Raw genomic sequence first — 24,928 nt, 5'->3', positions numbered from 1 at the left:
AGCGCGCGGCGCCCCGGGCAGGTCAGCCGGGGTACGGCGTACCGAAGCGGACCAGGACGTGCCAGAGCTGCTTGAGGTGCTGCCGGGTGTCGGCGAGCGGACCCCGGTCCGCCCAGCGTTCCGGCTCGGTCACCAGTGACGCCGCGGCCCGGCCGATCAGCGCCGCGTGCAGCGGTTCACCCGGCCGGGCGAACTCGGCGTGCACCCGGGCGGCCAGCGGCGGGATGGCCGGCCCACGGAACTCGGCGTCGACCAGGTGCACCGGCAGGGTGAAGCCGGTGTGCCAGCGCAGCGGGAAGCCGTACCGGCGGGCCGCGGCGGCCAGTGTCGCCCCGGTGGCGGTGCCCTGGAACGAGGGGTCGGCCACCAGCTCCGCCACGTCCCGGCCCAGGTCCACGTCGGCGTGCACCTGGGCCTCGACGTAGTCGTCGAGAGCCCGTCCGACGGGTCGGGGCACCCGGGCGTGCCGGTCCCCGCCGCCGCGCGGCGCGGCGACCAGGGCGACCAGGTCCGTGCCGGACCGACCCAGGCAGGTACCGGTCGCCGCCAGCGCCGTCAGCAGCCCGGCCAGCACCGGCTCGAAGACGTCGACGGTGCCGACCTGGCTCGGGCCGAGGTGGCTGTCACCGAGACAGAACGTGGTCCGGTCGAGCACCTCGGGCCGCAGCCGCAGGTGGCAGGAGCCGAACCGGGGGCAGGCGCCGTCGGGATGGTCGAGCAGGTTCAGACCGCCGTACTTCGGCCGCTGCGCCGGGGGCACGCCCGGTCGCTGGTACGCGCCGCCGAACAGGCGCCGCTCCCAGCGGTCCCGGTCACCGCCCGGGTACGCGGTCAGACCACCGTTGGAGATGCCCGTCTCGAACTGGCTGCGGTAGCGCCCCTCGGCGGCGAGCGCCTCGGCGACCGACCGGCCGTCGGTGAGCAGCCGGTCGGGATGGAAGTTCAGGGTGACCCGACCCGACCCGGTGACCGCCGCGAGGAGGCTCGCCGGGTCGTACGCCGAACCGGCGAGCGCCCGGCCGACGGCCGCCAGCGCGGCGGGGCGGTCGCGCCGCGCCACCGCGCGGACGTGGCGCAGGGCGGCCCGTTGGGCCGGGGTCAGGGTCGGTCGCGGTGCGGGCACCGGCGCAGTCTCGCCGGGGCGGGCGGGCCGGCGCCACCCGGATTCCCGGTGCGCCGGCCCGCCCGGTCGGTCGGTCAGTGTCCCCGGGCCAGCCACTGCGGCAGCTGCGGCGCCTCGGCGCCGATGGTGGTGCTGTCACCGTGCCCGGTGTGCACGACGGTCTGCGGCGGCAGGGTGAGCAGCCGGTCGCGGATCGAGTCGACGATCGTGCCGAAGTCGCTGAACGAGCGGCCGGTGGCACCCGGGCCACCGGCGAACAGCGTGTCGCCGGTGAAGACGACGCCGAGCGTGGGCGCGTACAGGCAGCAGGCGCCGGGGCTGTGTCCAGGGGTGTGCAGCACGGTCAGGGTGGCGCCGCCGACCTCGATCCGCTGGCCGTCGCCGAGGTGGCCGCCCGGCGCCTCGTCGGGGTGCACCATGTCCCACAGCACCCGGTCGGCGGGGTGCAGCAGGACCGGCGCGCCGGTGGCCCGGGACAGCTGCGGGGCCACCCGGACGTGGTCGTCGTGGGCGTGGGTGGCGACAATCGCGACCACCCGGCGCCCGGCCACCAGCTTCAGGATGGCGTCCACGTCGTGCGGGGCGTCGACGACCACGCACTCGGTGTCGTCACCGACGACCCAGACGTTGTTGTCGACGTCGAAGGTCTGCCCGTCCAGGGAGAAGGTGCCGGAGGTGACGGTGTGCTCGACGCGGGCCGGCATCAGAACACCACCACCGAACGCAGCACGTCGCCCCGGTGCATCCGGGCGAACGCCTCCTCGACCCCGTCCAGACCGATCTCCTCGGTGACGAAGGCGTCCAGGTCCAGACGGCCCTGCAGGTACAGCTCGGTGAGCATGGGGAAGTCGCGGCTGGGCAGGCAGTCGCCGTACCAGCTGGACTTCAACGCCCCGCCCCGGCCGAAGACGTCCAGCAGCGGCAGTTCGACCCGCATGTCGGGGGTGGGTACGCCGACCAGCACGACCGTGCCGGCCAGGTCGCGGGCGTAGAAGGCCTGCTTCCAGGTCTCCGGCCGGCCCACCGCGTCGATCACCACGTCGGCGCCGAAGCCGCCGGTGGCGGCCTGGATCTCCGTCACCGGATCGGCCTCGGAGGCGTTCACGGTGTGGGTGGCGCCGAACCTGCGGGCCCAGTCGAGCTTGCGGGAGTCGGTGTCCACCGCGATGATCGTCGTCGCGCCGGCCAGTGCCGCGCCCGCGATCGCCGCGTCGCCGACGCCACCGCAGCCGATCACCGCCACCGAGTCGCCGCGGGTCACCCCGCCGGTGTTCATCGCCGCGCCGAGCCCGGCCATCACCCCGCAGCCGAGCAGGCCGACGGCGGCGGGCCGGGCGGCCGGGTCCACCTTGGTGCACTGCCCGGCGTGCACCAGGGTCTTCTCGGCGAACGCGCCGATGCCCAGGGCCGGGGCGAGTTCGGTGCCGTCGGTGAGGGTCATCTTCTGGGCGGCGTTGTGGGTGGCGAAGCAGTACCAGGGCCGGCCACGCCGGCAGGCCCGGCACACGCCGCAGACCGCGCGCCAGTTGAGCACCACGAAGTCGCCGGGTGCGACGGCGTCGACGCCCGCACCGACCTGCTCGACCACGCCGGCCGCCTCGTGGCCGAGCAGGAACGGGTAGTCGTCGTTGATCCCACCCTCGCGGTAGTGCAGGTCGGTGTGGCAGACCCCGCAGGACTGCACCCGTACCACCGCCTCGCCGGGACCGGGGTCGGGCACCAGGATGTCGGTGACCTCGACGGGCGCGCCCTTGCTCCGCGAGATGACTCCCCTGACCTGCTGGCTCACGCTCTCCTCCTCATCCGCGCCGACACGTCGCGCCGCCGCCGTACCGCGGCGTCGCCGGAGAGCCGACGACGCCGACGATCACTCCCGGAGGCGAACCTACCGCCGACGGCACGGATAAGCACAGCTCCCGGGCGGTGACCGACCCGCCCGGGTCGACGACGGCGTGCTCGGTCAGCGCCATCTGCGCCCAGCGCGGGGAGAGCCGCAAGGTGGTTTCCCCCATCCGCAGTTGCCGGTCACGCAGCCGCTGGTAAAGCTCGGCGAGGATCTCGTTGCCGGCCGCGTCGACGATGGTGGCGTGGAACGCCTGGTCGGCCGACGGTGAGGTGCCGGAAGCGGACCGTCGCTCACACCGGCGTCCGGGCCCGCGCGGCCGGATCGGCGCGCCGGGCCTCGGCACGGCCGAGGGCGGTCAGCAGCCGGCCGTGGCCGGCCGGCGCGATCCGGGCCAGCAGCTCCGGCAGCCGGGCCGACCAGCCGATCAGTACCCGCGGGCGGCGGCGGGTCACGCCGCGCAGGATCGCCTCGGCGGCGGTCGCCGGGTCGATGGTGAGCAGCCGCTCGAACCGCCGCCGGCCGTCCTCGTAGCGCACCCGGTCCACCCCGCTGCCCACCCGGGCGTCGGCGGCGATGCGGGTCCGCACCCCGCCGGGATGCACGCAGGTCACGCCGATGCCGTCGACGGCGAGTTCGTGCCGCAGCGCCTCGGTGAAGCCGCGCACCGCGAACTTGCTGGCCGCGTAGGCGACCTGGCCGGGCGGCGCGATCAGGCCGAACAGGCTGCTGACGTTGACCAGGTGGGCGCCGGGCTCGGCGCGCAGCGCCGGCAGCAGCGCGTGGGTCAGCTGGGCCACCGCCCGGAAGTTCACCTCGACGACCCAGCTGAACTCGTCGAAGGTCACCTCGTCGAAGCGGCCACCGAGCGCCACTCCGGCGTTGTTGACCAGCAGCCGGAGCCGGGGATGCCGGTCGCGGACCAGGTCGGCGACGGCCGCGGTGGCGCCCGCGTCGGACAGGTCGACCTGGTGGGTCCACACCGTCCGGCCGGTGGCGCGGATCCGATCGGCCACGCCGTCGAGCCGGGCCGCGTCCCGGTCCAGCAGGACCAGGTCGCTGCCCCGCCGGGCCAGCCCGTCGGCCAGGGCGGCGCCGATCCCACCGGCGGCACCGGTCACCACGGCGGTGCCGCCGGTGAAGTCGAACCTACGCATCGACGGACCTCCGTGGTGCCGAGTCGGCCCGGCTGAACCGGACGCCGGGGTCGGTGAGCCGCCCGTACCGCAACCGCAGCAGGTCGAGCGGGTAGTTCTGGTGCAGCCGCCAGGGTGCCCGCCGGCCCTGCCGGGGCAGGGCCGCCACGCCTCGCCGCACGTACCCGGAGCTGAGACCGATCAGCGGGGCGCGGTACCCGTCGGTCGGGGCGAGCGGGGTGACCACCCGCGTGCCGGTGCGGTCCAGGTGGCGCAGCAGCCGGCACACGTACCCGGCGACCAGGTCGGCCTTGAGGGTCCAGGAGGCGTTGGTGTAGCCGAGGGTCATCGCGAAGTTCGGTACGCCGGAGAGCATCAGGCCCTTGTACGCGACGGTCCGCGGCAGGTCGACGTCCACGTCGTCCACCCGCAGCGTCATCCCGCCCAGGGCGAGCAGTTCGAGGCCGGTGGCGGTGACCACCACGTCGGCCGGCAGGTGCGCGCCGGAGGTCAGCCGGATGCCGTCCGCGGTGAACCGGTCGACGGTGTCGGTGACCACCTCGGCACGCCCGTCGGCCAGCGCGGCGAACAACTCCCCGTCGGGGTCGACGCACAACCGTTGGTCCCAGGGGTCGTAGCGGGGGGCGAAGTGGCGGTCCACGTCGAAGCCGGCCGGCAGCCGCCGGGCCACCGACCGGCGCAGCAGCCGGCGTACCAGCCCGGGCGCGCGCCGGCTGAGCTGGTAGTTCGCCGTCAGCAGCAGGACGTTCTTCGACCGGATCAGCCGGTACGCCCAGCCCGCCGGCAGGTGGCGGCGCAGCCGGTCGGCGAGCGCGTCGCGGGCGGGCAACGCCAGCACGTAGGTGGGTGAGCGTTGCAGCATGGTCACCCGGGCGGCGCGGCGGGCCAGCGCCGGGACCAGGGTCACCGCGGTGGCGCCGCTGCCGATCACCACCACGGTACGACCGGCGTGGTCGAGGTCGGCCGGCCAGTGCTGCGGGTGCACGATCCGCCCGGCGAACCGCTCCTGCCCGGTGAACCGCGGGGTGTGGCCGGTGTCGTAGCGGTAGTAGCCGGTGCAGGCGTACAGGAAGGCACAGGTCAGGGTGACCGTCTCGGCGGTGTCGTCGCGGCGTACCAGCACCGTCCAGCGGGCCTGCCGGCTGGACCACTCGGCGCGCACCACCCGGTGCCGGAACCGGACGTGCCGGGTCACGTCGTGCTCGTCGGCGACCCGGCGCAGGTAGTCCAGGATGGTGCTGCCGGCGGCGATCGCCTTCGGCGCCCGCCACGGGGCGAACGAGTAGCCGAGGGTGAACATGTCGGAGTCGGAGCGTAAGCCCGGATAGCGGAACAGGTCCCAGGTGCCGCCGATCGCCTCGCGCGCCTCCAGCACGGCGAAGGTCTTGTCGGGGCAGCGGCGACGCAGCTGGCAGGCGGCACCGATCCCGGACAGCCCGGCGCCCACGATGAGTACGTCGACGTGGCCCGGGACCATCGCGCCTCCCGATTCGCGTGGATGCTGATCCGGACCCTATCGGGCGGCGGTGACGAGCGCGGTGGCGGCCGGCAGCAGGGCGTGTTCGGCGCGACCCAGCGTGGGGTTGGTGCCGCGGATCGCCGCCACCCCGGCGACCAGCGGTTCGGCGTGGCCGCGGATCGCCCGCAGGTAGGCCCGCATCAGCTCGCCCGCGGCGGCGGCCAGTGGCTGCCGCAGGGTCGGGCCGGGCACCCGCCGCATGACCAGGTCCGGCCCGGCGGCGTGGTGCACCCGGGGCACCGGGAAGCCGGCCGCGTGCAGGTGGGCCATGAAGCCGGACTCGACGGTGACGTCACCACCGTCGCGGTAGCGGCGCAGCACCCGGTCGCCGTCGAGGGCGTACAGGTCGGCCTCCCGTCCGGCGGCGAACGGTGTCGGCTCTGCCATGGCCGCGACGGTAACCGGCCCGCGCCATGGGTGGCGGCCGCCCCGACGAGGGCCGGGGCACCGGTGCGGATGGCGCCCGGTCACCCGCCGGTGGGCCGAGGGCCGGCGGTGAAGCGGTCGCTGGCCGCCCTGTCCGCGGCGCTGTTCGCCGAGCCCAACCCGACCGTGCTCAAGGCGGTCCTGCACGCGCAGGGCCGGATCCCCTCCCCGGCGGTCCGGCTACCGCTGCTACCCGCCGCGCCGGCCAGCACCGCCACGGCGCGGCGCCGGCTCGCCGCCGTGACTAGCTAGGCCGTGCGAGTGGCGGTGACCGACTTCGACCCAGGCTCTAACCGACGACGCAGTTCGGCTGGCCGGAGACAGACCCGCGGGTAGGCGTGATTTCACCCTGAAATTTTTATTTCACCATGAAATCAGCGCTCTGAAGGTAACCCACTCCCGGGCTGCCAGCCATGACGCCACCGCTGATCATCCAACGCTGCCTATCGATCACCGGCCCGCCGCAACCGACTTCGAGACACGACCGTGCCGGCGGATCAGAGGTTCGTGGAGTCGGCGGGTACCGCGTCGGGCAACGTGGGTACGCCGGGCAGCGACCGGTCGGCGTGCCCGGACAGGCCGAGCGTGTACGCGGTCATCGACAGCGACCCGTACGCGTAGCCGTCCACCAGCACGTCGGCCGTGGCGTCGGCGGCGCCGGCCAGGCCGGCCAGGTAGAGCAGCGGAATGAAGTGGTCGGGGGTCGGCACGGCCAGGCCGAAGTCCCGGTGGCCGTCGAGCCGGCCGGCCTCGGTCGGCGTACCGAGCATGGTCGCCTTGGCCGCCTCGTCGAAGCGCTGTGCCCAGTCGAAGCCCTGGTCGACCAGCCGCCGGTCGACGCCGCCGAGGTTGTGCACGACGTTGCCGCTGGTCACCACCAGCACGCCCCGTTCGCGTAGCGGCGCCAGTCTGGCGCCCAGCTCGAGATGATGGTCGAGGCCCTTGAACGCGTTGATGCTCAGCTGCACCACCGGGATGTCCGCCTCGGGGAAGGCGTGCACCAGCACCGACCAGGTGCCGTGGTCGATGCCCCAGGAGTCGACGTCGGCGCCGACCCAGGTCGGGTGCACCACATCGGAGATCTCCTCGGCCAGCTCCGGCAGGCCGGGCGCCGGATAGCGGACGTCGAACAACTCCTGCGGGAAGCCGTAGAAGTCGTGGATGGTCCGGGGACGGGGCATGGCGGTGACCGCGGTGGCGCCGATGTACCAGTGGGCGGAGACGACCAGGATCGCCCGGGGCCGGGGCACCGACCGGCCGAAGGCCCGCCACGCCGCCGTGTACCGGTTGACCTCCAGCGCGTTCATCGGGGTGCCGTGACCGAAGAACACGGCCGGCATCACCGTGGTAGCACTGCTCATGCTCGGCCTCCTGCCTTCGCGCTGGACCGAGCGTAGCCGGGTCACCGGTGCGCTGCGCCCGGTCCCGCCGTCGCGGCTCAGGCGGTCTCGCCCGGCGCCAGGTGGCGGTAGCCGGGAACGGTCTCGCCGAACCAGCCGTTGACGCTGGCCAGGCCCCGCTCGTTGAGCTGCGCGTCGTGGATCGGGAAGACCTCGGTGGCACCGGCCGCGGTGGCGAAGTCGATCGCCTCGGTGAGCTTGAGCCAGGACGCCTGGGCGGGCACCAGCAGGGTGTGCACCGGCCGGCCGGGCGGGTGCAGCGAGTCACCGGGGTGGTAGAGCGAGTCGGCGACCAGGTAGCCGAGGTTGGCGCAGTCGGGCTGCCCGCCGTGGATGGTGGCGTGCCGGCCGCCGACCGCGGTGACGTCGAGACCGGCGGCGGTGAACCGCTGCCCGGAGCGCACCCGGGTCACCGGCAGCGGGGCCAGGTCGGGCAGTACGGCGCCCTCCGGTACGAAGACCGGCACACCGAGCCCGGCCAGCCGCAGTACGTCGACGTGGTCGGTGTGTTCGTGGCTGACCAACACGGCGTCCGCCCCGGCCAGGGCGCGCGGCTCGCTCCAGGTGCCGGGGTCGATGACGAGCACCCCACCGTCGTGTTCGATCCGGACGCAGGCATGGGTGAACTTCGTGATCCGCACCCGGGCAGGCTATTGCGGCGCCGGGCGGCGTGCCGTCCCCGAACGCGGTGCCGGTCGGCGGCGGGCCCGCGTGTGGTGGTCGGTCGCCGCCTCGACCACCTCGCACAGGTCGGTGACCGGGTCGAGGGTCTGCGCCGCGCAGGCCGTGCGGCGCAGCAGCGCCCGCAGGGTGCCGGCCTCCTCGGTGCTCAGCGCCGACAACAGGTGGTCCTCGACGTGACGCAGCGTCTCCCGCCGTTGCCCGGCCGTCTGCCGGCCGGCTTCGGTGAGGGTGACCAGCCGGCTGCGCCGGTCGGCCGGATCCGGGCGGCGCAGCACCAGACCGACCCGCTCCAGGTCGTCGATCAGGTACGTCAGCACGGTGCGGTCGATGCCCAGCTCCTCGGCGATCGCACCCTGGTTGCGGGCCGGTTCCCGATCCGCGGCGACGAGGACCTGATAGCCGCGTGGCCCGCCGGGCAGATCGCCCAGGGTGTGCTCGGCGCCCCGCAGGTGGGCTCGGAAGAGGACGCCGAGCATCCAGCCGAGATCGTCGTTGATCGGGTCGGTCGGGGTGTCGCCGCCGCGGGGACCACTCATACCACCAGGTTAGCGCAGATCACAGACTTTATTGGTCGAAGATGTTCTGCTCGGCATATCATCTTCCCGGGAGGGTGGCGACGGGCGCCGCGCAGCCGGGAGGATGGCCACGATGAGCGACTACGGACACGAGCTGGCCTTCGGGTCGTTCCTGACCCCGGGCAACGCCGACCCGGCCCGACCGGTCGGCCTCGCCATGCTCTCCGAGCAGGTCGGGCTCGACCTGGTCACCTTCCAGGACCATCCGTACCAGCCCGCCTTCCTGGACACCTGGACCCTGATGAGCTTCGTCGCCGCCCGCACCGAACGGGTCCGGCTGGCCGCGAACGTGACCAACCTGCCGCTGCGCCCACCGGCCGTGCTGGCCCGCAGCGTCGCCAGCCTCGACCTGCTCAGCGACGGCCGGATTGAACTCGGCCTGGGCGCCGGGGCGTTCTGGGACGGCATCGAGGCGATGGGCGGACGACGCCTCTCCCCCGGCCAGGGCGTACAGGCCCTGACCGAGGCGATCGAGATCATCCGGCAGATCTGGGACACCGAGGCCCGGGGCGGCGTCCGGGTCGACGGCGAGTTCCACCGCGCGGTCGGCGCCAAACGCGGCCCGGCACCCGCCCACGACGTGCGGATCTGGCTCGGCGCCTACAAGCCGCGGATGCTCGCGCTGACCGGACGGCTGGCCGACGGCTGGCTGCCGTCGCTGTCCAACCTGCAACCCGGTGACCTCGCCAAGGGCAACGCCCTGATCGACGAGGCCGCCGCCGCGGCCGGCCGCTCCCCCACCGAGGTACGCCGCCTGCTCAACATCAACGGACGGTTCGCGGCCACCGGCCGCGCCCAGTTGCACGGCCCGGCCGAACAGTGGGCCGAGGAACTGGCCGACCTCACCCTGGCCGAGGGGATCAGCACCTTCATCCTGGCCAGCGACGACCCCGACGACCTGCGACGCTTCGGCGCCGAGGTGGCACCGGCCACCCGGGAACTGGTCGCCGCCGAACGCGCCCGCAGGTCCGCCCGGCCCGACACCACCGACCCCGCCGGCACCGTCCCGACCGGCCTCGGCGGCCGCCCGGAGGACCAGCCGCGGAACTCCGCCACCGCGACCCGACCGGGCCAGCCCTCGACCGGCCGCCCGGAGCAGCCGGCCGCCCGCCCGGCCCGGGTCGCCGCCGGACCGTTCGCCGTGGTGCCCACGCCCGACGACGGCGTGCGGCGCAGCGGCGTGCGGGTCTGGGACGAGTCGGCCCGGCCCACCGGACCGGCGCCGGAGCCCGACCGCACCTACACCGCGCACGAGCAGGCGGGGGCGCAACACCTCGTCCAGGTCCACGACGGGCTGCGCGCCGAACTGGCCCAGATCCACGACCTGGTCGAGCAGGTCGCCACCGGCCTGATCGACGTGGGCACCGCCCGCTCGCACATCAACACGATGACCATGCGGCAGAACAAGTGGACCCTCGGCACCTACTGCGAGTCGTACTGCCGGATCGTCACCACCCACCACACCATCGAGGACCAGTCGCTCTTCCCGCACCTGCGCCGGGCCGACCCTCGACTCGCGCCGGTCATCGACCGGCTCGAGTCCGAACACCACGCGATCCACGACGTACTCGAGGGGGTGGACCGGGCACTGGTCGCCTTCGTCGCCACCACCGACGGCATGGCCGAACTACGGGCCGCCGTCGACCTGCTCTCCGACACGCTGCTGTCACACCTGTCGTACGAGGAGCGCGAACTGGTCGAGCCGATCGCCCGCCTCGGCGCACACTGAGCACCCGACCGGGATGATCGACCCGGTCAGGACGACGACGCGGAGAGGACCCGGGATGGACGAGGCGACGGCGACGGCGACGTCCGGCTCGGAAGGCGACCACGCGGGCGGGTCCGGTACACCCGGCACCCGGCTGCGCGCCGACTGCGCCCGCTGCTTCGGGCTCTGTTGCGTCGCACCGGCCTTCGCCGCGTCGGCCGACTTCGCCCTCGACAAGCCCGCCGGCCAGCCGTGCCGCAACCTGCGCACCGACTTCTCCTGCGGCATCCACGCCGACCTGCGCGGGCGCGGTTTCCCCGGCTGCACCGTCTTCGACTGCTTCGGAGCCGGGCAGCGCGTCGCCCAGCAGACCTACGGGGGGCGGGACTGGCGCAGCGCGCCGCACACCGCCCGGCAGATGTTCGACGTGTTCGCGGTGCTGCGGCCCCTGCACGAGCTGCTCTGGTACCTCACCGAGGCCATCGCGCTACGCCCGCCGGCGGAGCTGCGCGAACAGTTGGCCGCCGCGCTCGCCGAGACCGATCGGCTGGCCGGGGGCAGCCCGCCGGAACTGCTCGCCCTCGACGTCGACGCGCACCGGCGTACGGTCAACGCCCTGCTGTCGCGTACCGGCGACCTGGCCCGCGCCCGGGGCGACGGTGCCGGCGCCGACCATCGGGGCGCCCACCTGGTCGGCCGCGACCTGCGCCGCACCGACCTGCGCGGGGCCAACCTGCGCGGGGCGCTGCTGATCGGCGCCGACCTGCGCGGCGTGGACCTGACCCGGGCCGACCTCACCGGCGCCGACCTGCGCGGGACGGACCTGCGCGGGGCCGACCTGACCGGCAGCCTCTTCCTGCACCAGTCGCAGCTCGACGCCGCCCGCGGCGACCGGCAGACCCGCCTGCCGACGACGCTGACCCGGCCGGCGCACTGGCCCGGCACACCACCGCGGCGGTGGCAGCGGCTGGCCGGCTAGCGGCGGGTGGCGGTGGCGGTGGCGGTGCGGGCCTCGGTCATGCCCCGGTTGGCCAGCGCGTCGGCGCGCTCGTTCTCGGGGTGCCCGTTGTGCCCCTTCACCCACAGCCAGGTGACCTGGTGCCGGGCGCACGCCGCCTCCAGCCGCTGCCATAGGTCGGCGTTCTTCACCGGCTGTTTCGCCGCGGTCAGCCAGCCGTTGCGCTTCCAGGACGCCAGCCAGCTGGTGATGCCGTTGCGCACGTACGTGCTGTCGGTGTGCAGTTCGACCGTCGCCGGGCGGGTCAGGGTCTCCAACGCCTCGATCGCCGCGGTCAACTCCATCCGGTTGTTGGTGGTCGGGGTCGCCTCACCGCCGCACAGTTCCCGCTCGTGGGAGCCGTAGCGCAGCACCGCCCCCCAGCCGCCCGGACCAGGATTGCCGCTGCACGCACCGTCGGTCCAGATCTGCACCATCCGGCCGGGCTCCTCCGCCACCATGCGGCAAACCTACCGAAGCCATCCCCCGGCCCGGCGGCCACCCGGGCCCGCGTGTCCGGCCGACCCGCACCGCGTCGGTCCGCGGTGCGGGTCGGCTCCCAGGACCCCGGCGGCGTCGGATCCGCGGGAGCACCGGTGCCGGCGACCGGGGTCGATCATGGGTCGGCGGGCGCATCGGTACCGACGACCGGCGGCGGTACCGTCCAGGTCGGACGGCGGCCCGGCGCGACCCGGTCCCGCAGCCGCCCGATCGCGTCGGCGAGGGTGGCAGTGATCATCGGCCGCATCCGGCTGGACCGCATCACGGCCAGATCCTCGGCCACGCTGGTGGCGCCGTCCAGGAACCGCAGTACCCGCGACGCCGGGTTCCGGTCGAACAGGCGGCCGAAGAACTCCGGGCCGCCGACCAGGTCGCGGTCCAGCGCCCGCAGCGCCACCGCGTCCATCCACCGGTGCCGACCGGGGTACGCGGGGCCCGGCACCGGTGGTCGACCCGCCGCCAGTTCCCGAGCCGACTGCTCCGCCTGCCGGTGCATGGCGGTGAAGGTGAACCCGGTCGACGGCCGGGTGGCGCCACCGGCGGTCCCCAACCGGACCACCCGCGGTGTCGGTCGGGCCACGAACGGCCCGTCGGTCATCGGGATGACCCCGTTCTCCACCTCCCCGACGGTGTACCGGGCCGGGTCCAACCCGAGCAGGGCGCAGTAACCCGCCAACGCCGTGTCGTAGGCCGCCCCGGTGAGCAGCGCCGGGGAGAACTCGGTGTACTCGACCAGCGCGTGCCGGCTGTCGACCGGCAGGACGTACCCGAACGAAACACCCCGGGACGGCTGCGGCGTACGGAAGTCCATCAGGACGGCCCGCCGCGGATCGAACAGCGGCCCGTGGGCCGTCAGCCACCAGCCACGGAAGTGCTGCAACCAGTTGGTACGCCCCGGGCGGTGCGGCGGTCGCGGCCGAGAGTCCAGCACCCAACCGGCCCGCAGCGTCGGTCCACCCGCGCCGGTACGCACCAGCACCCGCTCCCCGTCGTCGTCGAGCCCCTCGACACCAGCGACGACCCGGGTCACCCCGAGCCGCCGCTCCGCGTCGGCCGCCCGCTGGTAGACGCCGGCGGAGCGCAGCATCGCGTACCGCAACGGGGTCAGGTCGAGTACCCGCTGCCGACCGGGCGTGACCACCTCCACCTGCGACCAGCTGGCACTGAGCAGGTCGTCGAGGTCGTTTCCGGGCTGGTCCCAGAACGCCCACGTCCGGTCTTGGCCGCGACGACGCACCGGATCGACGACGGCCACCCGCACGTCACGCAGCCCGTGCCGGGCCAACGCCGACAGCACCAGCGAACCGGCACCGCCCCCGCCGACCACGGCCAGGTCGACCTCGACCAGCGCGCCACTCATCCTTCCCACGCTGCCACACCCCGGCCCCGGGCTGCACGGAAGGGCCCTCGGCAGCGGCCACGGCAGCGGCAGGTCCCTCTCTCGGCGGCGGAGACGCCGATGGCCGGCACCCGGGTTCGGGTGCCGGCCATCGGGGGCTCAGCCGTTCGCCGGACGGGGATCAGCCAGGGGACCGGACTTCCGCTCGCCTGACCCGGTCACCACGGGACAACAGCCCGCATCGGGCTGGGACTGCCCTACCCCGTTCGGCACCGGGGGTACAACGACGGGACGCGGGCGTCGGAATCCGCCATACCGGCCCAACGGCGTCCATCATCGCGAGGTGGGCGGGTCGGGCAGGCGGGTCGCCATCGCCTCGGGCGGCGAACACGGGACGGTAACGAGGATTTCTCATTTTCACCGGATCGGGTCCCAAGCCCACCTAGTGTTGGGCACACCGGTGCTAGTCGCGGAGTTGGCCACCCGAACGGCGTCCTACGTAGTCAGCGGACGAAGAGTGAGGGAAGACGCGTATGAAGGCAACGAAAGTTCTCGTACCAGTGGCGGGCGGTATCGCCCTCGGGGCGCTGCTGCTACCGGGTGCCGCGCTGGCCGACACCACCGTGTCACCGTCGACCACCCCGGTCGGAGGGACCGTCGTACTCACCGCGACGACCTGCAGCCCGAGTGCGGGCGACGCCATCTTCCACGTCACCGGGCCCGACCGTGACCAGAACGTCCGCTCCACCACCGTCGCGGCCGGCGGTGGGTTGAGCGCCGAGCTGTTCACCGCCGGCTTCACCCTTGGCACGTACACGGTGGCCGCCACCTGCGGCGACGGCACCTCGGACGGCAGCGCGACCTTCACGGTCACGCCGATCGGCGGCGCCCAGGCCGGTGGGCGCGACGGCAGCGGCGGCGGCACCCTGGTCGCCGGCGCGACCCTGCTCGCCACCTCGCTCGGCGGCGCCGTGATCCTCGCCCGCCGTCGTCGCCACGCGGCCGAGGCCGCGACGCTCTGACCGACACACACTCCATCCATCCTGTGACGGGTGCCCGCGCCGTGAGCCACGGCACGGGCACCCGAGCATCTCCTGCACAACACCGGACGGCGGCCGCCGCGCGGGTGGCTCCGCTGCCGTTCGCCGACGGCGGCACCGCCGTGGTGGCAGCCACAGGACATCGACGAACGGAGATCACGGTGCGCGGGTACCGCCTGGGTCGGCTCCTGGTCACGCTGCTGGCGGTGGGCGGTCTCACGCTGGTCGGCGTCGGGATCGCGCGGCTGCCACCCCGGCCGCCGCAGCCCGACGCCGCCGGCCTGCCGCACCGGGCGGCGGCCGCGCCGAGCCTGCCGCCGCTGCCCCGCGCCGAGCCCGTCGAGGTCCGGATTCCCCGCATCGGCGTACGCGCGCCCCTGGTGTCGGTCGCCGCAGACGCGGCGGGAGCGCTGGAGGTGCCACCGCTGGACCGGCCCGGGGTGGCCGGCTGGTACCGGCCGGGGGCCAGCCCGGGCGAGCTCGGCAACGCGGTGGTCGTGGGCCACGTGGACTCCCCCGCCGGGCCGGCGGTCTTCTTCGACCTGGGGCGGCTGCGCCCCGGGGACACCGTCCACATCGCCCGGGCCGATGCCACCGTGGTCCGCTTCGCCGTCGACGGCGTCGAGGCGTACCCCAAGGACGGCTTTCCCACCGACCTGGTCTACGGCCCCGGCGGCGCCGTCGGGTTGCGCCTGATCACCTGCGGTGGCCGCTTCGACCAGGACCGCGGTGAGTATGTCGACAACGTGGTCGTGTTCGCCACCCGGACGGCCTGAGACGGTGCGCCAGGTCGTGGGCGTTTGACCGCCCCGGCGCCGGGAAGACCGAGCGTCCACGGCAGATCCCGAGGAGCGACGAATGGCGGACGCAGGACGGGTCAGGAAGAACACCGGCGCGCGCAAGGCCGTACCGCCGGGCAGGACGGCCGCGAAGAAGCAGGCCACGGCGGCGAAACGGGCCACCGGAGCGACGACCGCGAAGTCGGCGGGTGGCAGGGTCACGACGACGTCGACGCGCACCGCCCGCAAGACCGCCGTCTCCGCCACAGCCACGCCGACCCGCCGGCCGACGGCCAAGGCGACCGCGGCGAAGAAGACCACCACCCCGAAGGCGGGGAACGCCGCGAAGACGGCGCCGGCGGTGAAGAAGTCCGCCGCGGTGACGAAGCGGGCCGCGGGAACCCGGAAGGCGCCCGCCGGCAAGAAGGCGACGGCGAAGAAGGCGCCCGCCGGCACGGCCACCGGGTCGCGGGCACCCGCGCAGAAGACCACCACGAAGAAGGCGGCGACCCGCAAGACGACGGCCTCGCAGGCGGCTTCCTCGCGGTCCCGCGCGGCCGCCAAGATGCCGGCGAAGAAGGCGACCACGATGGAGTCGTTCGGTAGCCGGCGCGGCGCCCGCACCGGGTCACGCTGACCCGGTGCCGGCCGGGGCTCGTCAGCGGGGCCCGCTACGAGCTGCGCCGCCGGTCCTGCTGCGCGCCCTGCGCCGCCAGTCCTGGTACGCACCGGGCGCCGCCGCAGCCCGACCCCGGCCGCCGCGATCGTGGCCCTACTCGCGGGACAGCCGCGCCAGGAATCCCCGGACCTGCTCCCGCGCCCGGTCGGTGATCTCCGGACCGTGTGTGAAGGCGGCCACGTCGTACTCCAGCTCACCGAGCACGTGGGCGGTCTGCTGGGTCATCTCGAAGTCGGTGCAGAACAGCCGCACCGGCCAGCGGACACCGGCCACGTTGAACAGCGCGTCGCCGGTGATCAGGACCCGGGTCGGCTCGTGCAGCAGCGAGACGTGTCCGGGTGAGTGCCCGGGGGTGTGCACCACCCGCAGCCCACCCCCGACCTCTTCGAGCAGATCCCCGTCGGCCAGCGGCTGGGCCACCTCGAACGCGGGGAAGCGGCCCGAGTCCAGCCGGGTGAACAGCCGGGCGCCGCGGATGCTCTGGTCTCTCGGTGGGGCCTGACCCGCCTCGGCGTACGGGACGTCGGCGGCGTGCAGGGCGAGGGGCGCACCGGTGCGCCGGGCCACCTCGGCGGCACCGCCGACGTGGTCGGGGTGGGCGTGGGTGAGCACGATCCGGGTGACGTCGGCGGGGCGTTTGCCGATCGCGGCGAGGCCGCGCACGATCCGCGCCGGGGCCCGCTTCAGCCCGCAGTCCACCAGGGTCACGCTGCCGTCGGCACCCTCGATGGCGTACGAGTTGATGAACGCCCGGCCGGCGGTGGGGATGCGCCACACACCGGGGGCGAGTGCTACTGCGGGTGACCGCGCCATCGACGCAACTTATCATCCATCCTCCCCGATGCGCGGGCCGGTCGCCCCCGGCGGGTCCGCCGCCGGACCCACCCGGGAGGATTGCGGCGTGGCCAGACGGGAGAACCGGCGGACAACGCGCGTTGACAACATCGGGTCGTGCCCGTGTGGGCTGGGCCTGCCGTACCCGGAATGTTGCGGGCGGCTGCACCGGGGCGAGGCGCAGGCACCGACGGCCGAGGCGCTGATGCGGTCCCGGTACGCCGCCTTCGCCGTCGGCGACCCGGACTACCTGCTGCGCAGCTGGCACCGCGACACCCGCCCGGCCCGGCTGCACCTCGACCCCGCGCAGCGCTGGACGGGCCTGCGGGTGCTCGCCACCGAACAGGGTGGACTCTTCGACGCCACCGGCACGGTCGAGTTCCGGGCCCACTACCGCGAGGGCGGCCGGCCCGGCACGCTGACCGAACGCAGCCGCTTCGTCCGCGCGGACGGCCGCTGGGTCTACCTGGACGTCGACCGCCCCTGACCGGCAGCGGCCGGTCAGGGGCCGGTCAGCCCACGCTCGGGGTGACCGGCGGGGCGGCCGGGTCAGCGGGTCGGGCCGGTACCGCGCCGCCGGATCGCCCGCCGACCAGCAGCAGCCCCGCGACCAGCAGGTACGGCAGGGCGGCGACGGCGAAGGCCACAGCGTTGCCGTTGGCCGTGGCGACCACGCCGAAGCCGACGTACACCGCGATGGTGGCCAGGTCGGTCGCCATCCCCGCCAGCGAGGTGACGGTGGCGCGGGCCGCGCCGGTGATCCGGGCCTGCAGCCGCGCGTCGGCCAGCACCGCGGCGAGTTGCAGTCCGCAGGCCGCCCCGGCCAGCAGGGCGAACCCGGCCGGATGCCGCAGCAGCGCACCGCCGGCCAGCGCCACTGCCGAAGCGGCCAGCAGGACCGCGTACCCGCGGGTGCGCAGCCGCTGGCCGAACGGGGCGAGCAGCCCACCGGCGACCTGTCCGGCCGCCAGCATCAGGAGCAGCAGCGGCACCGTGGTCGACACGACACCGGTGTCGCGGGCCAGCAGCGGGGTGTACTCCTCCACCGCACCCCAGATCGCGGTCACGACCGCGACCAGCAGGACGGCGGCGCGTACCCGCCGGTCGCGGCGGGCCTCGCCGACCCCCGCCCGCAGCCCCTGCCACCAGCCGGGCTCGTCGGCGTCGGCCGGAGCCGGAGTGGGTCGGCGGTGCTCGGGGAAGCCCGCGGCGACGGCGGCGGCGAGCAGGCAGGCCGCCACGCTGGCCAGGCCGACGGCGAGGTACCCGCCGAACCCGAGCACCGGCCCGGCGAGCAGAATCGACCCGAGTACGGCGACGGTGCCGGCGGTGCGGGCCCGGCCGATGACCCGGGCGTACCGGTCGGCGGCACCGACCCGGTCGAGTTCGTCGAAGACCAGCGCCTCCAGGGCACCGGAGGTGAGGGCCCCGCCGGCACCCCAGCAGACGAACCCGATCGCGAACGCGGGGTAGGACGGGACGAGCGTCCACAGGGCGAAACCGGCAGCGGTGCACAGCGGCGCGAGGCAGAGCATCCGGCGTCGGGAGGTGGCGTCGGCCCAGGCACCGGCCGGTACCTCCAGCGCGATTCCGGTCGACGACCAGATCACGAACAGTACGGAGATCTGCCCGACCGACAGGCCGCTGTCGGCGAAGAGCAGCGCGTACACCGGGTAGAGCAGGACCAGGTCGGTGAGGAACGCGTACCCGTAGAGGATCGCCGACAGGCGGCGACCGGTAGCGGTGTGGGTCATGGGGCCTTCCGGGGTGGGACGGGTCACGGTCGCCGGTGTCACGGCGAGCGTGGGCGGCCCACGGCCCCGGATGACGCATCAATGTCGCCAGGTCATGGCGCTGATCTTAGTGGCCGGCGCGATATCTGGCCACGGCGCGGACCCGCGGCGGGGACGGGAGCGGTGTTCCGGTCCCGTCCCCGCCGCGGTGCGGTCAGCGGCCGAGGGAGTCGTCGTCGTTGCGCGGCAGGACGATCGTCGAGTCGGCGTCGTCGGCACTGCGCTGGGCCGGTACCCCCGGTGTGGTCGAGGTGACCTGGGTGGCGTCCGGGTCGTCCGGGCGTGGCAGCGGCGTCGTCGGGTCGCTGTCGGCGGCGGGCACGTTGACCACCTGGGTGGCCTCCGGATCGTCGTGGACCGCCGGTCCGGCGGTCGGCGCCGGGAAGTCGGCCACTGGCCCGGCGGTGGTCGGCGTGCCGAAGCTCGGCCCGGCCGGCGCCGGTACGCTGAAGGTCGGTACGGGGGCCGGCGTGGGCGTGGCGGCGGGTTCCGCGCGGCGCGCCTCGGCCTCGCGGCGACCGGCCGAGTAGGCGCGGGCGTGCTCGGCGATGGTCCGCGACTCCTGCTCGGCACGGGACAGCCAGGACTCCCACCGGCTCTGCATCGGCCGGATCAGCCCACCGCCGACGCCGACCACCAGGATGCCACCGGCGGTGGCCAGCACGGCGATCAGCACCGGCGTGGTCACGGCGGTGGCGACACCGATCTGGTTGAGCGCGGCGATGATGCCCAGTCCGAGGATGAACGCCGAGGCGATGGTGGCCAGCAGCCGGCCGTACGACAGGCCACCGAGCGCGCCGGAGATGATGTCCTTCACCGCGGTGGCGATCGCGGCCGCCACCACCACGATGACGATCGCCACGAAGGCGCGCGGCAACCAGGCGATGATCCCGGCGATCAGATCGGAGATCGGGTTCGGTCCCCAGATACCGAACGCCAGGTAGAGAGTGAGCAGCAGGACCCCGTAGTAGGCCAGCCGGGCGACGATGTCGCTGGCGTCGTAGCGGGAGCGGGCCAGCGCCCGGCGGATGCCGCCGCGCTCGACGGCGCGGTCGAAACCGACGCGGTCCAGCAGCCGGTCCACGATCTTCAGCACCGCCTTGGCGACCAGCCAGCCGGCCACCAGGATCGCCACGAAGGCGACAGCCTTGGGCAGGAAGAGAAGTATCGAACGGAGGGTGTCCCCCACCGCGTCGCCGAAGTTGTCTCGCATCGGATCGTCCTCCACAGGAGCGGGTGGTTGGTCCGGCCCGACCTACCCGGGTGCTCCGCGGGGGAAACGTCCAGGTTGGCGGGTCAGCCCGGACAGGAGTACGTGACCTCGGTGCCGGCCTGTACCGGCGCGGGCGAGACGATGTTGACGGTGGCGGTCTCGGTGGTGCTGCCGACTCCGCTGAACGTCCAGCGCAGGGTCAGTTCCACGGTGCGCTGGCCCCAGCCGACCCGTTCGTCGAGCAGCGCGCCGGGTGCGCTGCCAGATCGCAGCCACTGGTACTGCACGACGCCGGCCCGGCCGTTGGTGTGGACGGTGGCGACCACGTCGACGGTGACGTCGCACCGCCGGTCGGCGGGTTGCGGCACGGCGACGCTCACCTGGACGATCTCCAGCGGGCTGAGTCGCTGCCAGATCCAGAGCCCGACCGCGGCGAGCAGGACGAGCGTGAGCAGTCCGGACAGTACCGAGACGAACCGCCGCCAGGCCGACGGGCGGGCGGGCCGGGGTGTCGGCGGCACCGGCCAGGCGGGCGCCGACGGCGGGGTGCTGGGCACGCCGGGACCGAACCGCAGTTCACCGCCGGGGCCGGCGGTCGGCGCCGCGAGCGCCCCGGTCCGCTCGCCACCCGTGCCCGCGGCGACCACACCGGTCACGGTGGCCGTGCCCCGGGTGGCGGTCGGCGCCGCCAGTGTTTCGGTCCGCTCGCCGGTCGACGCCGGCACCGTCGGTTCGGCGTCGCCGAGGTAGGCGGTCGGGTCGCCGGCACCGAGGAAGGCGGTGGGCTCGTCACCGCCGGCCGGTGCGGGCGGCACGTGCCGGGTGGGCAGGGCCTCGGTCGAGTCGTCCGGCTGGGTCACGGCGGCGTCTCCTGGGTGCTCGTCGGCGGGGGTGCCTGGCCCGTCGGTCAGCCGGGCGTGCAGAAGGAGTAGAGCGTCACGTAGGCCGTCGGGTCGCCGGTGGTGGTGTTGCCGGCGGCGTCGGTGGCCAGGACCGTGATCGCGATCCGGGTGCTGTTCGTCGGGCGGGGCAGGTCGGCGAGCACGCCGCGGAACTGGCCGCCGCGCAGCGGGGACATGCTCTGCTCGTACGACCGCTTCTCGACGGTGTAGCGGAGGCGGACCCGCAGGTCCCCGACGGCCGTGCGGTCGTCGGAGACCAGGGCGGTGACGGTGCTCGCGGTGGGCCCGTAGGGGCAGCCGGCCGGGTCGAGTTCGGTGGGGCTGGCCGCGACCCGGTCCACGGTGGGCGGGGTGCGGTCCGGCGGTTCCGGGCTGGGGCTGCTCGTCGGCGACGGCGGCTCCGCCGCGGGCGAGGGCGAGGCCGCTGACGGCGAGGGTGACGGCGGTTCGTCGGTGGGTGGGGCCGAAGCGGGGGCGGCAGTGGCGCCGGTGGGGGTGGCCGACGCGGCGGGGCCGGGCGCCACGGTAGGCGTCGGGACGGACGGGCTGGGCACCGCCGCGTTCGGTGCCGGAGCGGCGGTCAGTTCCGTCCGCGCCTGGAAGGCCACGCCCGCCGGCACGGCCGGGTCGTCGTCGGCCGCGTAGCCGAGCCCGGCGCCGCCGATCGCCAGCGCCGCCACCAGTCCGCCGCCCACCAGCACCGCCCGGGCCCGGCCGGTGCGCCGCGGCACGGGTGCGCCGGTGCCCGCGCCGGTGGAGACGCCCAGCGCGGTGGCGGCCACGCTGATGCCGCCGCCGGTGCCGTCCGGAAACGGGAAGAGCGCCGCCAGCAGCGCCGCCCGGCGGGCCAACTCACCCAGGCCGCGTTCCTCCCAGTCGGTGCCGTACGCCCCGGCGGCCACCTCTTCCAGGGTGGCGAGGAAGACCTGCGCGGGCTGGGGGCGGTCGGCGGGCTGCTTGGCCATGCCGTGCCGCAGCAGCCGGTGCACCGGCCGCGGCGCCGGATCGGTCGGGATCGGCGCGCGGGTGTGCTGCCGACGCAGTGTGGCCAGATCCCGCCCGTCGTACGGCGGGTGGCCGGTGAGGCACTCGAAGAAGGTCGCGGTGGCGGCGTAGATGTCACACGCCGGGCTGGCCGGCGCACCGGTCCACTGTTCCGGGGCCATGTAGCGGGGGGTGCCGGTGACGCTGCCGCCGGCGCCGGCGCCGGCCGGCAGGGCGATGCCGAAGTCGGCGAGCTTGCTCGTGCCGTCGCCGGTGACCAGCACGTTCTCCGGCTTGTAGTCGCGGTGCACCACGCCGCGGGCGTGCGCCGCGCCGAGCCCGGCCAGCGAGCCCTTGAGGACACACAGCGCCGACTCGGGCGTCGTCGGCCCCTGGGCCCGCAGCATCTGGCGCAACGAGACGCCGTTGACCAACTCCATCACGATCGCCGCACCGCCGGGGGCCTCGACGTACTCGTAGAGCCGGCACACGTACGGGTCGTCGAGGTCGGCCAGGAGCCGGGCCTCGTCCCGGAAGGCGGCCCGGACCAGTTCGTCGTCGGCGCGGGCGGCCAGATACTTGATCGCCACGGGGGTGCCGGTGGCGTCGTGGACGGCGAGTTCGACGCTGCCCGAGGCGCCGGCACCGAGCCGGCGCACCGGCGAGTAGCCGGAGACCTGCCATCCGATCATGTCGCCACTCCTCACGCCCCGCGCAGCCGGCGGTGCCGCCGGACACGCCGATCACCATCGAGAGGTGATCGGTCACGGACCCGACGTCACTGATAGCACCCCCGGTCAAGCCGCTCACCACCGGGCCCGACCCGCGCAGTACATCGTGGCCGGCGACAACGAGGAACGGCCGTTCACCCGGGACTGCGCAACTTCTGGGTGTACGCCTCGGCCGACACCTGCCCCACCGGCGTCGCCACCACCCAGAACGCCTGGCTGGCTCGGGGCGTGGACCCGGCCTCCAAGGCGGTCCGGGCCGCGCACTACGTCAAGACGCTGCGCCGCGACCTGATGAAGGTCGCCGAGGCGTGCGGCGTCGAACATCCGGGACTGATCGACGCCGACGCCGTCGAGATCCTTGGCGGCCGGACCACCTCCACCCCACTTCGCGAGGTGTACGGCTACCGCCCGGACTGGGGGTTGCCGGCGGCCGCCGACCGCAAGGCGATCGTGGAGCTGATGTCGCTGGAGGCACCCCAGGGCGGCAGCGCAACGCCGTCGCCGACCGCCCGGCGCTGACCGTCACCGACCAGCCGGCGCCGCTCGCCGCACCCCGAGTGCCCGGCAGACGAGCAGCCCAGAGCCGGTTTTAGCACAGGTGTGCGATGATGGGCCGATGTCGGGCGAGGCCACCATCCTGCATGCCGATCTGGACGCGTTCTACGCCTCGGTCGAGCAGCGCGACGACCCGCGACTGCGCGACCGGCCGGTGATCGTCGGCCGTGGCGTGGTGCTGGCCGCCAGTTACCAGGCCAAGGCCCGCGGCGTGCGCAGCGGGATGGGTGGCGCCGCGGCCCGCCGGCTGTGCCCGGAGGCGATCGTCGTGGCGCCCCGGATGTCCGCGTACAGCGCGGCCAGCCGGGCGGTGTTCGAGGTCTTCCGGCAGACCACGCCGCTGGTCGAAGGGCTCTCCATCGACGAGGCCTTCCTCGACGTGGGCGGGCTGCGTCGACTGGTCGGGCCACCCGCCGGCATCGCCGCCGAACTGCGTCGGGCGGTCCGCGACCGGGTCGGCCTGCCGATCACCGTGGGGGTGGCCCGGACGAAGTTCCTGGCGAAGGTGGCCAGCGGGGTGGCCAAGCCGGACGGGCTGCTGGTCGTGCCGCCGACCGGGGAACTGGTCTTCCTCCACCCACTGCCGGTGGAACGGCTGTGGGGCGTCGGGCCGGTCACCGCCGCGAAGCTGCGGCAGCACCGGATCCGTACCGTCGGCGACGTCGCCCGGCTCGGTGAGTCGACCCTGGTGTCGCTGGTCGGCGGCCACGCCGGGCGCCACCTGCACGCCCTGGCGCACAATCGGGATCCCCGCCCGGTACGGGTGGGCCGCCGCCGCGCCTCGATGGGCGCCCAGCACGCCCTCGGCCGATCCGGACACCAGCCCGCCGAGTTGGACGCCGTCCTCGCCGGGCTGGTCGACCGGGTGGCCCGCCGGCTGCGGGCAGCCGCCCGCAGCGGACGGACGATCACGCTGCGGCTGCGCTTCGCCGACTACCAGCGGGCCACCCGATCGCGCACCCTGGCCAAGGCGACCGCCGACACCGGCACCATCCTCGGTACCGCCCGAACGCTGCTGCGGGTCGCACTGCCGGAGATCGAACGACGCGGTGTCACGCTGATCGGCGTGGCGGTCGACAACCTGGGCGACGGGCACGTCCAGTTGACGCTGCCGTGGCACGACGACCCGTCGGCCGAGTTGGACGCCGCCTGCGACGCGGTCCGCGAACGGTTCGGCTCGACCGCCCTGACCCGCGCGGTGTTACTCGGCCGCGACACCGGTCCGGAGGCGCCGTTGCTGCCCGACCACTGAACCGGCGCCGCACCCCGGCCGGCGGGCGGCGGCACCGGAGCCGGTGCGGGCGGGTCGGCCCCACCCGCACCGGCTCCGGTGCCATAACTCACCCGCGGGCGCCGACGCCGGGATCGGCCACCATGGCCAGCCGACGGACCCGGCGCCGGACCGTGCCGCGTACCGCCGGTGCGGTCACGGTGCCGAGCCGCAGCGGTGGCACGGGTCGCCAGAGCAGGTCGACGGGAATCCCGTCCGGCCGGGTGAGCCGGTTGCGCTCCCGGTAGCCGAGGCGGCGGTAGAGGCGACGCTCGGCGGCGCTGTACGCCTCGGCGTACATCGGCAGGCCGAGGGTGTCCATCGACCGGTGGCTGCCGGCGAGGACGGCGGCGGCCTGGCCGGGCCGGTCGACGTCCGGCGGTGCCGCGAGGAAGGCCAGGTGGTTGTGGGCCTCCTGCGGGCGCCGCGCGGCGAGGACGTGGGTCAGCCGGCGGAAGCGTCCACCGTCGTTCCCGCAGGCGTCCACGAGCCGCTCGGCGTAGCGCGGCGGCGGCGGGATCGGCCGGTAGCGGTGGAACCAGACGGTGGCGGCCGTGCCGTCCTTGAGCAGGAACGCGTCGCCGAACAGCAACGCGTGTTCGATCCAGATCCGGGCCACGGCGGCGAGTACGGCGGGTCGCCGCCGTTCGTCGGGCACCAGCCACGTGCCGAGCGTGGTGGGTGCGACGGTGGCGGTCACGAGGTCGACGATCCAGTCGATGTCGCGCCAGCGGGCGCGGTCGACCGGCGGGCAGACGTGCATGGGCACTCCTGGTGAGGCGAAGAAGTCCGAGTGACGGGCCCGGCCGGTGACCCGCGAACGGGCGCGGGTACCACGGCGGAGCCGGTGCGGCGGCGAAGCCGGTGTGAGGACTG

Annotated in this window: 26 protein-coding genes and 1 pseudogene; 9 read left to right on the top strand and 18 right to left on the bottom strand. The window is 74.6% G+C overall.

Annotated elements, in window-relative coordinates:
- Positions 1–22: 22 nt before the first annotated feature.
- The 7 genes from D2L64_RS02565 to D2L64_RS02535 all read right to left on the bottom strand — a co-directional run bounded on the left by D2L64_RS02565 (position 23) and on the right by D2L64_RS02535 (position 6,029).
- Positions 23–1,123: a DUF3626 domain-containing protein gene (locus D2L64_RS02565; RefSeq protein ID WP_233558721.1), complete on the bottom strand. Its 1,101-nt coding sequence runs from the start codon at positions 1,121–1,123 to the stop codon at positions 23–25.
- Between the two features lie 74 nt (positions 1,124–1,197).
- The gene (locus D2L64_RS02560) at positions 1,198–1,827 is read right to left on the bottom strand and encodes an MBL fold metallo-hydrolase (RefSeq protein WP_119572774.1); all 630 of its coding nucleotides are present in this window, start codon (positions 1,825–1,827) and stop codon (positions 1,198–1,200) included.
- Complete coding sequence (locus D2L64_RS02555) at positions 1,827–2,912, bottom strand: S-(hydroxymethyl)mycothiol dehydrogenase (protein ID WP_119572773.1); 1,086 nt, start codon at positions 2,910–2,912, stop codon at positions 1,827–1,829. The genes D2L64_RS02560 and D2L64_RS02555 overlap by 1 nt, the downstream gene beginning before the upstream one ends.
- Before the next feature lie 10 nt (positions 2,913–2,922).
- Positions 2,923–3,312, bottom strand: a complete 390-nt coding sequence (locus D2L64_RS02550) for an FCD domain-containing protein (RefSeq protein ID WP_233558720.1) — start codon at positions 3,310–3,312, stop codon at positions 2,923–2,925.
- Positions 3,260–4,123 (bottom strand): SDR family NAD(P)-dependent oxidoreductase, encoded by an 864-nt coding sequence (locus D2L64_RS02545; RefSeq protein WP_119572772.1) that lies wholly within the window; start codon positions 4,121–4,123, stop codon positions 3,260–3,262. The genes D2L64_RS02550 and D2L64_RS02545 overlap by 53 nt, the downstream gene beginning before the upstream one ends.
- Positions 4,116–5,600, bottom strand: coding sequence for a flavin-containing monooxygenase (locus D2L64_RS02540; RefSeq protein ID WP_119572771.1), 1,485 nt, complete (start codon positions 5,598–5,600; stop codon positions 4,116–4,118). Before D2L64_RS02540 ends, D2L64_RS02545 begins: the two co-directional genes overlap by 8 nt.
- A 36-nt stretch (positions 5,601–5,636) precedes the next feature.
- Positions 5,637–6,029, bottom strand: coding sequence for a phosphotransferase family protein (locus D2L64_RS02535; RefSeq protein ID WP_119572770.1), 393 nt, complete (start codon positions 6,027–6,029; stop codon positions 5,637–5,639).
- 120 nt (positions 6,030–6,149) lie between these two features.
- Between D2L64_RS02535 and D2L64_RS02530 the strand changes: the two are divergent.
- A pseudogene (locus tag D2L64_RS02530) lies at positions 6,150–6,320 on the top strand (4-hydroxy-tetrahydrodipicolinate synthase); the annotation flags it as partial.
- Positions 6,321–6,565: 245 nt separating this feature from the next.
- On the opposite strand, the gene ygiD reads toward D2L64_RS02530, so the two are convergent.
- The 3 genes from ygiD to D2L64_RS28205 form a co-directional block, all read right to left on the bottom strand.
- Positions 6,566–7,429, bottom strand: coding sequence for a 4,5-DOPA-extradiol-dioxygenase (gene ygiD, locus D2L64_RS02525; RefSeq protein WP_233558719.1), 864 nt, complete (start codon positions 7,427–7,429; stop codon positions 6,566–6,568).
- A gap of 77 nt (positions 7,430–7,506) precedes the next feature.
- Positions 7,507–8,109, bottom strand: a complete 603-nt coding sequence (locus D2L64_RS02520) for an MBL fold metallo-hydrolase (RefSeq protein WP_119572768.1) — start codon at positions 8,107–8,109, stop codon at positions 7,507–7,509.
- Positions 8,110–8,118: 9 nt separating this feature from the next.
- Positions 8,119–8,688, bottom strand: coding sequence for a MarR family winged helix-turn-helix transcriptional regulator (locus tag D2L64_RS28205; protein WP_119572767.1), 570 nt, complete (start codon positions 8,686–8,688; stop codon positions 8,119–8,121).
- 112 nt (positions 8,689–8,800) lie between these two features.
- Between D2L64_RS28205 and D2L64_RS02510 the strand changes: the two genes are divergently transcribed.
- Positions 8,801–10,456, top strand: a complete 1,656-nt coding sequence (locus D2L64_RS02510; RefSeq protein ID WP_119572766.1) for an LLM class flavin-dependent oxidoreductase — start codon at positions 8,801–8,803, stop codon at positions 10,454–10,456.
- Between the two features lie 55 nt (positions 10,457–10,511).
- The gene (locus tag D2L64_RS02505) at positions 10,512–11,414 is read left to right on the top strand and encodes a pentapeptide repeat-containing protein (RefSeq protein WP_119572765.1); all 903 of its coding nucleotides are present in this window, start codon (positions 10,512–10,514) and stop codon (positions 11,412–11,414) included.
- On the opposite strand, the gene rnhA is transcribed toward D2L64_RS02505, so the two are convergent.
- Together rnhA and D2L64_RS02495 are read right to left on the bottom strand one after the other, a co-directional pair.
- A complete protein-coding gene (gene rnhA, locus D2L64_RS02500; RefSeq protein WP_199714368.1) occupies positions 11,411–11,893 on the bottom strand; it encodes a ribonuclease HI in 483 nt (160 codons plus the stop codon). The genes D2L64_RS02505 and rnhA overlap by 4 nt on opposite strands.
- A 155-nt stretch (positions 11,894–12,048) precedes the next feature.
- Positions 12,049–13,293 carry a lycopene cyclase family protein gene (locus D2L64_RS02495; RefSeq protein WP_119572764.1) on the bottom strand — a complete coding sequence of 415 codons (1,245 nt, stop codon included), beginning with the start codon at positions 13,291–13,293 and terminating at the stop codon, positions 12,049–12,051.
- A gap of 512 nt (positions 13,294–13,805) precedes the next feature.
- Between D2L64_RS02495 and D2L64_RS02490 the strand changes: the two genes are divergently transcribed.
- From D2L64_RS02490 to D2L64_RS02480, 3 genes are all read left to right on the top strand, one after another.
- A complete protein-coding gene (locus tag D2L64_RS02490) occupies positions 13,806–14,294 on the top strand; it encodes a hypothetical protein (RefSeq protein ID WP_119572763.1) in 489 nt (162 codons plus the stop codon).
- A gap of 179 nt (positions 14,295–14,473) precedes the next feature.
- Positions 14,474–15,088, top strand: a complete 615-nt coding sequence (locus tag D2L64_RS02485; RefSeq protein ID WP_119572863.1) for a class F sortase — start codon at positions 14,474–14,476, stop codon at positions 15,086–15,088.
- Positions 15,089–15,170: 82 nt separating this feature from the next.
- Positions 15,171–15,728, top strand: a complete 558-nt coding sequence (locus D2L64_RS02480; protein ID WP_119572762.1) for a histone H1 — start codon at positions 15,171–15,173, stop codon at positions 15,726–15,728.
- A 135-nt stretch (positions 15,729–15,863) separates the two neighbouring features.
- Here D2L64_RS02480 and D2L64_RS02475 read toward each other — a convergent pair whose 3' ends face one another.
- Positions 15,864–16,583, bottom strand: a complete 720-nt coding sequence (locus tag D2L64_RS02475) for an MBL fold metallo-hydrolase (protein ID WP_119572761.1) — start codon at positions 16,581–16,583, stop codon at positions 15,864–15,866.
- A gap of 88 nt (positions 16,584–16,671) precedes the next feature.
- Here D2L64_RS02475 and D2L64_RS02470 point away from each other — a divergent pair, with 88 nt between their 5' ends.
- Complete coding sequence (locus tag D2L64_RS02470; protein ID WP_233558718.1) at positions 16,672–17,091, top strand: YchJ family protein; 420 nt, start codon at positions 16,672–16,674, stop codon at positions 17,089–17,091.
- 25 nt (positions 17,092–17,116) lie between these two features.
- Here D2L64_RS02470 and D2L64_RS02465 read toward each other — a convergent pair whose 3' ends face one another.
- The 4 genes from D2L64_RS02465 to D2L64_RS02450 all read right to left on the bottom strand — a co-directional run bounded on the left by D2L64_RS02465 (position 17,117) and on the right by D2L64_RS02450 (position 22,188).
- Positions 17,117–18,358: an MFS transporter gene (locus tag D2L64_RS02465; RefSeq protein ID WP_119572760.1), complete on the bottom strand. Its 1,242-nt coding sequence runs from the start codon at positions 18,356–18,358 to the stop codon at positions 17,117–17,119.
- 193 nt (positions 18,359–18,551) lie between these two features.
- A complete protein-coding gene (locus D2L64_RS02460; protein WP_119572861.1) occupies positions 18,552–19,610 on the bottom strand; it encodes a mechanosensitive ion channel family protein in 1,059 nt (352 codons plus the stop codon).
- 83 nt (positions 19,611–19,693) lie between these two features.
- Entirely contained in the window at positions 19,694–20,470 is a 777-nt protein-coding gene (locus D2L64_RS02455) for a hypothetical protein (RefSeq protein ID WP_119572759.1), read from the bottom strand.
- Positions 20,471–20,517: 47 nt separating this feature from the next.
- Positions 20,518–22,188 carry a serine/threonine-protein kinase gene (locus D2L64_RS02450; protein ID WP_119572758.1) on the bottom strand — a complete coding sequence of 557 codons (1,671 nt, stop codon included), beginning with the start codon at positions 22,186–22,188 and terminating at the stop codon, positions 20,518–20,520.
- A gap of 198 nt (positions 22,189–22,386) precedes the next feature.
- Here D2L64_RS02450 and D2L64_RS02445 point away from each other — a divergent pair, with 198 nt between their 5' ends.
- Positions 22,387–22,746: a hypothetical protein gene (locus D2L64_RS02445; RefSeq protein ID WP_233558717.1), complete on the top strand. Its 360-nt coding sequence runs from the start codon at positions 22,387–22,389 to the stop codon at positions 22,744–22,746.
- A gap of 97 nt (positions 22,747–22,843) precedes the next feature.
- Complete coding sequence (dinB, locus tag D2L64_RS02440) at positions 22,844–24,034, top strand: DNA polymerase IV (protein ID WP_119572757.1); 1,191 nt, start codon at positions 22,844–22,846, stop codon at positions 24,032–24,034.
- A gap of 88 nt (positions 24,035–24,122) precedes the next feature.
- Here dinB and D2L64_RS02435 read toward each other — a convergent pair whose 3' ends face one another.
- Positions 24,123–24,815 carry a hypothetical protein gene (locus D2L64_RS02435; protein WP_119572756.1) on the bottom strand — a complete coding sequence of 231 codons (693 nt, stop codon included), beginning with the start codon at positions 24,813–24,815 and terminating at the stop codon, positions 24,123–24,125.
- Positions 24,816–24,928 lie beyond the last annotated feature (113 nt).

The organism is Micromonospora radicis (assembly GCF_003583405.1).
GTDB classification, from domain to species: Bacteria; Actinomycetota; Actinomycetes; order Mycobacteriales; family Micromonosporaceae; genus Micromonospora; species Micromonospora radicis.
This window is presented reverse-complemented; position numbering and strand designations above follow the sequence as displayed.

What these genes read in the sequence shown, in the direction of transcription:
- D2L64_RS02435 (WP_119572756.1), bottom strand. Translation starts at nt 24,815, where the DNA reads ATGCACGTCTGCCCGCCGGTCGACCGCGCCCGCTGGCGCGACATCGAC.
- D2L64_RS02495 (WP_119572764.1), bottom strand. Translation starts at nt 13,293, where the DNA reads ATGAGTGGCGCGCTGGTCGAGGTCGACCTGGCCGTGGTCGGCGGGGGC.
- D2L64_RS02480 (WP_119572762.1), top strand. Translation starts at nt 15,171, where the DNA reads ATGGCGGACGCAGGACGGGTCAGGAAGAACACCGGCGCGCGCAAGGCC.
- D2L64_RS02510 (WP_119572766.1), top strand. Translation starts at nt 8,801, where the DNA reads ATGAGCGACTACGGACACGAGCTGGCCTTCGGGTCGTTCCTGACCCCG.
- D2L64_RS02560 (WP_119572774.1), bottom strand. Translation starts at nt 1,827, where the DNA reads ATGCCGGCCCGCGTCGAGCACACCGTCACCTCCGGCACCTTCTCCCTG.
- D2L64_RS02450 (WP_119572758.1), bottom strand. Translation starts at nt 22,188, where the DNA reads ATGATCGGATGGCAGGTCTCCGGCTACTCGCCGGTGCGCCGGCTCGGT.
- D2L64_RS02465 (WP_119572760.1), bottom strand. Translation starts at nt 18,358, where the DNA reads ATGACCCACACCGCTACCGGTCGCCGCCTGTCGGCGATCCTCTACGGG.
- dinB (WP_119572757.1), top strand. Translation starts at nt 22,844, where the DNA reads ATGTCGGGCGAGGCCACCATCCTGCATGCCGATCTGGACGCGTTCTAC.
- D2L64_RS02535 (WP_119572770.1), bottom strand. Translation starts at nt 6,029, where the DNA reads ATGGCAGAGCCGACACCGTTCGCCGCCGGACGGGAGGCCGACCTGTAC.
- D2L64_RS02545 (WP_119572772.1), bottom strand. Translation starts at nt 4,123, where the DNA reads ATGCGTAGGTTCGACTTCACCGGCGGCACCGCCGTGGTGACCGGTGCC.
- D2L64_RS02475 (WP_119572761.1), bottom strand. Translation starts at nt 16,583, where the DNA reads ATGGCGCGGTCACCCGCAGTAGCACTCGCCCCCGGTGTGTGGCGCATC.
- ygiD (WP_233558719.1), bottom strand. Translation starts at nt 7,429, where the DNA reads ATGAGCAGTGCTACCACGGTGATGCCGGCCGTGTTCTTCGGTCACGGC.
- D2L64_RS02490 (WP_119572763.1), top strand. Translation starts at nt 13,806, where the DNA reads ATGAAGGCAACGAAAGTTCTCGTACCAGTGGCGGGCGGTATCGCCCTC.
- D2L64_RS28205 (WP_119572767.1), bottom strand. Translation starts at nt 8,688, where the DNA reads ATGAGTGGTCCCCGCGGCGGCGACACCCCGACCGACCCGATCAACGAC.
- D2L64_RS02540 (WP_119572771.1), bottom strand. Translation starts at nt 5,600, where the DNA reads ATGGTCCCGGGCCACGTCGACGTACTCATCGTGGGCGCCGGGCTGTCC.
- D2L64_RS02460 (WP_119572861.1), bottom strand. Translation starts at nt 19,610, where the DNA reads ATGCGAGACAACTTCGGCGACGCGGTGGGGGACACCCTCCGTTCGATA.
- rnhA (WP_199714368.1), bottom strand. Translation starts at nt 11,893, where the DNA reads ATGGTGGCGGAGGAGCCCGGCCGGATGGTGCAGATCTGGACCGACGGT.
- D2L64_RS02505 (WP_119572765.1), top strand. Translation starts at nt 10,512, where the DNA reads ATGGACGAGGCGACGGCGACGGCGACGTCCGGCTCGGAAGGCGACCAC.